This window comes from Mesorhizobium ventifaucium (assembly GCF_935822925.1).
Taxonomy (GTDB): domain Bacteria; phylum Pseudomonadota; class Alphaproteobacteria; order Rhizobiales; family Rhizobiaceae; genus Mesorhizobium; species Mesorhizobium ventifaucium.
Genome location: NZ_CAKXZS010000072.1, coordinates 1 through 6,473, shown reverse-complemented (window position 1 = coordinate 6,473; position 6,473 = coordinate 1). Strand labels below are relative to the sequence as shown.

General features: G+C 63.3%; 3 protein-coding genes. 2 read left to right on the top strand and 1 reads right to left on the bottom strand.

Annotation, left to right across the window (positions count from 1 at the left end):
• Positions 1–283: 283 nt before the first annotated feature.
• Together NMG70_RS30850 and NMG70_RS30845 are read left to right on the top strand one after the other, a co-directional pair.
• Positions 284–1,762, top strand: a complete 1,479-nt coding sequence (locus tag NMG70_RS30850) for a L,D-transpeptidase family protein (protein WP_254027975.1) — start codon at positions 284–286, stop codon at positions 1,760–1,762.
• A 712-nt stretch (positions 1,763–2,474) separates the two neighbouring features.
• On the top strand, positions 2,475–4,025 hold the full coding sequence (locus NMG70_RS30845) for an MFS transporter (protein WP_254027974.1): 1,551 nt from the start codon (positions 2,475–2,477) through the stop codon (positions 4,023–4,025).
• 25 nt (positions 4,026–4,050) lie between these two features.
• On the opposite strand, the gene NMG70_RS30840 is transcribed toward NMG70_RS30845, so the two are convergent.
• On the bottom strand, positions 4,051–6,012 hold the full coding sequence (locus NMG70_RS30840; RefSeq protein ID WP_254027973.1) for a M23 family metallopeptidase: 1,962 nt from the start codon (positions 6,010–6,012) through the stop codon (positions 4,051–4,053).
• Positions 6,013–6,473: the final 461 nt, after the last annotated feature.

The following is a 6,473-nucleotide window of genomic DNA, read 5'->3' as shown; positions in this document are numbered from 1 at the left end:
GGTATGGACTCACTTGAACGACCGATGCTCTAGCTATGTTGCTCTCACCGCCAGAAATCCGCCATCTTCATGCCCGGTTCATGTTGGAACCCTATGGTTGACGACTGATTTGCTGGCGAAGGGGTTCGCCTGCCGCACAGGCCCGAAAATCGAATTCGATTTTCGGAAAGCATGATGCGAGATTTTAAGTGTTGGAGCGTCGCTGCGCGTCCGAAGGGACGCGTGGCGCTCTAAAGAGACAACGCCGGGCGGCGGCAATTACGGACCGGAGAATTTGGCCAACATGTTCCGCACGACCTTCACCCTTTCGGCGCTCGCCGCCGGGCTGCTTTCTTCGGGCGTAATGGCGGCGCCGACGGAGGACATCGCGCCGCGATCTGCCCGCGCTGCGGATGCCCGAGCCGCGGATAGCCATGCTGTGCTGGTCGCCCAGAACGGCGATTTTGACGTCTACTACGACGCCAGAGGAAACCGCGTCATCGTCGATACGGAAACCGGCCAGGTTCTCGCCATCCAGCCGCCGCAGACCAGGTTTGATCGCCGCGCACTCCGCCGCGAGCGCTTACGCAATCTCGGACCGGTCGAGGACGACCGCTATTATCTCGACGATCCGGAAGATATGGCGCGCTTGCGCCGCAGGCAATTGGAAGAGGAAGGCCTGATCGTCGTACCGCCGGTCGACGAATATGATCCGTCCAGCGATCCGGTGGACGCTTTTCCCGAAGCACCGCTGGATGGCGGCAATTATGGCAACAATTATCCGGAAGCGCCGCAGCCGGTAAAGCCGCGCACCGTCAAGCGCCAGCCGCTCAACGAGGCTGCGATCGAACCGGTCGAGCCGACGGCGCCGGGCGACCAAGCGGCACTGCCGCCAAAGATCGACGGCAAGACTGCCGTTGATCCATCGCTTTCACTCGGTGCACGCCAGGAGGTCGCGGCGCTGCAAGTGCTGCTCGACCGCGCCGGCGCTTCGCCCGGCGTCGTCGACGGGCGCTTCGGCTCGAATGTCGACAAGGCGCTCGCCGCCTTCAACGAGATCACCGGCAGCAATCTGCGGTCGACCGATGTGGTCGGCATCCAGGCGGCCCTGGAGCAATCCGGCGGCGATGCCTTCGCCTCCTACAACATCACGCCCGAGGATGCGGCCGGCCCCTATGTCGCCTCGGTGCCGGAAGACTACGGCCAGAAGGCGCAGCTCGAACGGCTGAGCTACACCTCAGTCACCGAAGCGCTGGCCGAGCGGTTCCACATGGACGAGAACTATCTGAAGGCGCTCAATCCGGAAGCCAATTTCAACCGTCCCGGCACGATCATCAAGGTTGCCAATTTCGGCAGGCTGGTGGCCACGCCGGTGGCACGCATCATCGCCGACAAGGGCAAGAAGCAGGTCCGCGCCTATGACGCGTCGGGCAAGCTAATCGCGGCCTATCCAGCCACCATCGGCTCGGCGGACACGCCTTCACCCACCGGCACGCATGCGGTGTCGCGGGTCGCTCTCGACCCGAACTACACCTACAATCCGAACATCAACTTCAAGCAGGGCGAAAACAACAAGATCCTGACCATCCCGCCGGGCCCGAACGGCCCCGTCGGCTCGGTCTGGATTGCGCTGGACAAGCCGACCTACGGCATTCACGGCACGCCCGACCCCTCCAAGATCGGCAAAACCGAAAGCCATGGCTGCGTGCGGCTGACCAATTGGGACGCGCGCGAACTGGCAAAAATCGTCTCGCCGGGCGTCACGGTGGAATTCATCGACTGAGCGCCATGGTGCAAAGATTGGCCGAAACGCCTATCGCCTCGTCATCCTAGGGTGGAGCAAGGAGCGAAGCGACGCGGCGCAAACCCTAGGATTCATGCCGCGACATCAGAGCATTGCGACGGTGCGGAATTCTGTCTCGCCGCGCACTTCGGTTGAGGTCACGGAATGGATCCCAGGGTCTTCGCGACGTCGCTTCGCTCCTGCTTCGCCCTGGGATGACGAAGCTGAGGGGTCCTCGGCCAACTTCCACGGTTTGCGACAGTCCACTGCAACGAACGGTGTCTGCCGACGATCTTGCTCAGCATTCCTCCTTGCTGCTGTACTACGAGAAGCCTAGCACGGCATCTGCCGTCGCACCCGGATCGGCGTGATCCTACTTAGGCAGCCAGATTTCCTGTTCTGGTTTCAACGACAGCAACCCTCTGGCCGGTTGTTGCCTGCGCATAGGAGGTCTAAGAGACCGTTTGGAACCTCTACTCTGGCGGCCATCTGATGGCGTTTTCTGCGCTTCCGGTGCTCACGGACCGGCGCAAGACCCCGGAAACCGATTTCGGTTTCCAGAAAGGATCATGCGCAAATGCAAAGTGTTAGAGCGTCCTTTGCGCGTCCAATTGGACGCGCAGCGCTCTAATGTCCGCTGCGCGCCGGTTCTCGAAACCATCACCATATGACTCGCCAGAGCGAATTTCGAAACAGTCTCTGAGCAGGCTTCATGCGTTCTCCAAGCGAAGTCGGCGCCGACGCCGTCCCCCTGGCCAGGCCGCTGCCGGCCGATACGTTTTGCCCGCAATCGCGGCGCAGCTTCGTGCTGATCGCGGCGATCCTGGCTTCCGCGCTCGGTTTCATCGACGGTTCGATCCTGGCCATCGCCACGCCGGCGATCCGCGTCGATCTTGGCGCCAGTTTCGCCGAGGCGCAGTGGATTTCAAACTCCTATGCGCTGACGCTTTCGGCACTCATCCTTGTTGGCGGCGCCGCCGGCGACCGTTTTGGCCTGCGGCATGCTTTCGTGGCAGGCATCGCGCTGTTCATTGCCGCCTCGCTTGCCTGCGCGGTGGCGCCGAACCCGCCAATGCTCATTGCGTTTCGCGCCATTCAGGGCATCGGTGCTGCCATCATGGTGCCAGGCAGCCTCGCTATTATCGCCAAGGCCTATCCGAAGAAGGAGCGCGGCAGGGCGATCGGCATCTGGGCGGCGGCCTCGGCGCTGACGACGGCGCTTGGCCCGGTGCTGGGCGGCGTTGTCTTGTCGGCCTTCGGCGACGGCATCTGGCGGGTGATCTTCGCGGTCAATCTGCCGCTTGGTCTTGTCTCGATCTATCTTCTGCTCGCCAAGGTCCCGGCCGACGCACCGACCGAAAAGCGCAGCCTCGATCTCGGCGGCGCTGTTCTCGCCACCTTGGCGTTCGGAGCGCTTGCCTACGGCTTGACTTCGATGAGCGCAGAGGGCGAGGGGCAAATGTCCGGCCCGAGCATTGCCGCCGGCGTGGTGCTGCTCATTGTGTTCATTGTCTTCGAGCGCCGGCAGCGCGAACCGATGATCGATCTCTCGCTGTTTCGGGTCGGCGCGTTCGCCGGCGCCAATGTGGCGACCTTCTTCCTCTATTTCGCACTGTCGGCCAACCTGTTCTATCTGCCGATGCTGCTCATCGCCGGATGGGGGCTGAGCGCCGCCGAGGTCGGGTTCATCTTCCTGCCGCTGTCGGTCTTGATCGCGCTGCTGTCAGGGCCGGTCGGCCAGTGGTCCGACCGGATCGGTCCGCGTTTTCCGATCGCCAGCGGCAGTCTCGTCGTCGCTGTCGCCTTTGCCGGGCTTGCCTTGCTGGCCTATGCCGGCATCCACAGTTTCTGGTGGGGCGTGTTTCCGCTGATGGCACTGATAGGGCTCGGCATGGCGCTGGTGGTGTCGCCGCTGTCGACGGCGGTGATGACGGCGGTCGAGGACAAGGATACCGGTGCTGCCTCGGGAATCAACAATGCTGTCTCGCGCATTGGCGGCCTGATCGCAGTGGCGGCGATGGGGTCACTGGCGGCCTGGGTCTATGCGGCAGCGCTGAACAGCGGTGCCGCATCCGGCATTCCGGGTTTCGGCGAACCGGCGCCGGATCTCGATGCGGCAAGGCTGGCCGCCAGCGACGCAGCGTTCGCAGCCGTCGCCTTGGTGACCGCGCTGCTTTGCCTGCTCTCGGCGATCGTGGCGTGGACAACTGTTTCCGGCGAGCGACTGCCATGGCCGCGTGGATCCGAGGCTCCGCAGAACTGAGCAGCCCGCAAAGGGCCAACTCGGCTCAGCCTTCGATCTTGGCGCTCGCGATCTTCAGCGAATCATTGTCTTCCTGCTTGAGCAGATCATCGATGCGCCCGCGCTCGCGCTTGAAGGCGACGAGGTCGTCGCCCTTCAGCACCTTGCCGACCGGCAGGCGAACGCGCATCGGGTCGACCTTGGTGCCGTTGACGATCAGCTCGTAGTGGAGATGCGGACCGGTGGCGAGGCCGGTCTGGCCGAGAAAGCCGATGGTCTGGCCTTGGCGGACGCGCACGCCCGGCGCGATGCCTTTGGCAAAAGCGCTCTGGTGATTGTAGGAGGTCTCGTAGCCATTCGCATGACGGATGATGATCTGTTTGCCATAGCCGCCGGCCCAGCCGGCTTTCTCGACGACACCGTTGCCGGCGGCGATGATCGGCGTGCCGATAGCGGCTGACCAATCGACGCCGGTATGCATGCGCACATAGCCGAGGATCGGGTGCCTGCGGGCACCGAAGCCGGAGCGGAATTTTCCTGCGGGCAGGGGATTGCGCAGCAGGAATTGCTGGGCGCTCCGGCCGTCCTCGTCGAAATAGTCGGTGCTGCCGTCCTGCATCTGGAACCGGTAGAAATTGCGCGTCGTGCCGCCGAAGCTCGCCGAGACATAGAGCAGCTCGGATTCGTCGGATGCCCGGTCGTCGCCGTCCGGCTGCGAGAACAGCACCTCGATACGGTCCGACGGATTGAGCCGCGACTGGAAATCGACGCCGGACGCCAGGAGCTTGATCAGCCGCTTGGTCATCGCCTTGGACATGCCGTAGGAGTAGGCGGCGCGGTAGATGCCGTCATAGACGTTCGGCAGATTGCCGCGCACCACCACCGGCGGCGAATCATCGAACGCGGTCAGCAATTCGGGATTGGGCTCCGGCTCCTGCGCCGGCACATATTGGCCGTGATCATCGAGCGCGATGGTGACGATATGCTGGGCCCTGTCGTAGATGCCGGTGCGAACGACCTTGGCGGCGTCGCCATGGATCTCAAGGCCGACACGCAGCACGGTTCCCGCCTTGAGCGCTGTCGCATTCAGCAATTTGGCGATCGCCTCAGCCATGCCGGTGGCGTCCTCGCCGGTATAGCCCGAATCGGCGAAGGCCTCGACGATGTTGCGGTCCCTGGTGAAGGGGATGATCTCCTCGGCGAAGGCCGGCGCCTGATCGTCGGGGGCAGCACGCGGCGACACCGAGACGTTTTCCGGAACGATCCTGACGTCGTAGGAGCCGGCCATGCTCTCGGCGAATGCATCGCCGAAGCGCTGCGGGTCGACATAATGCAGCGACGCGACCTGCACGGCGCCGTCGCTCAGACCCGTGCCGGCCTCGCGCACCACCTTTTCCACCTCGTCGGCGGACAAGTCACTCTTTTCGTCGAACGCTGCCGTCTCAATCGGGAAATCGACCGTCTTCAGGCTCAGCTCGCTTTCGACCTTGGCGCCATAGATCTGGCCGGCGGCCGCGGTCGCCGGCTGACCGGCATTGCCGTCGCGGTCGTCGCCAAACACCTGCATCGGATTGAAAGGCGGATAGGCGCGGCTGGTCGTGTGCCCGGCGGCAAGCGCCATCTTGATCTGCACGAAAGGCATGGTGTGGATGACATCGCGGTCGCCGACCTTGCTCACCATCGACACTTCCATGCGCCGGCGGTCCTTGGCCCTGGCGATCTGGCGCGGCGCCACCAGCCTGGTGGTCTTGGCGATCTCGCCGGAATCGTCGCCTCTTGCAAGGCTGATCAGTTCGGCGATCTCGGGCGGCGTCGCCAATTGCTGACGGCCGTCGAGGGCTGCGAACAACGCCACGCCCATCAGCACGCTCGACGTCACGCCGGTAAGAAAAGTGCCCGACAGCCAGCGCGCCGAAACCTCGCGCCGGTCGGGCGGGCCACTGCGACCGTCCGCAATCAGCGGCGGCTCGTTGCCGAGTTCGGCTATGACATTTTCCGTATCTGGCATCCAGAAAGGCTGCTTCTTCCCCGGGCGGGATGGCTTGTCGCTTTGGTTGTGGCCATGACATTTGCCTGTCACGGCGGGCGAAGTCAACGAAGCGCCTGGCTTCGGCCGAGATCCCCAGTCATACTTCTCTCTTAGTGGCTCTCTTAGTGGCTCTCTTAGTGGCTCTCTTACAGTCTCTTATAAGGCGCCGCGCCGGTGGTGCATGCGCCGGCTTCGTTGGCGTTGGTGTCAAACCGCAATGCGGCGGCAATAGGGCTCCGTGGCGGTAGTCGGCTTTGTTGTACCCATGCCGCCGCGGAAGTCGGCTACCGAAAATCGGCGCCGCAATCTTTCGTCGCAAAAAATTCAAAAAAGACCGAAATCGTTGTTGACACTTTGAACGCGTGACGACTATATACGCCTCACCAACGAGGGCGGCGCGCCGCTGGCGACGAAGAAGTTCGCTTCTAGATCTGCCCTCT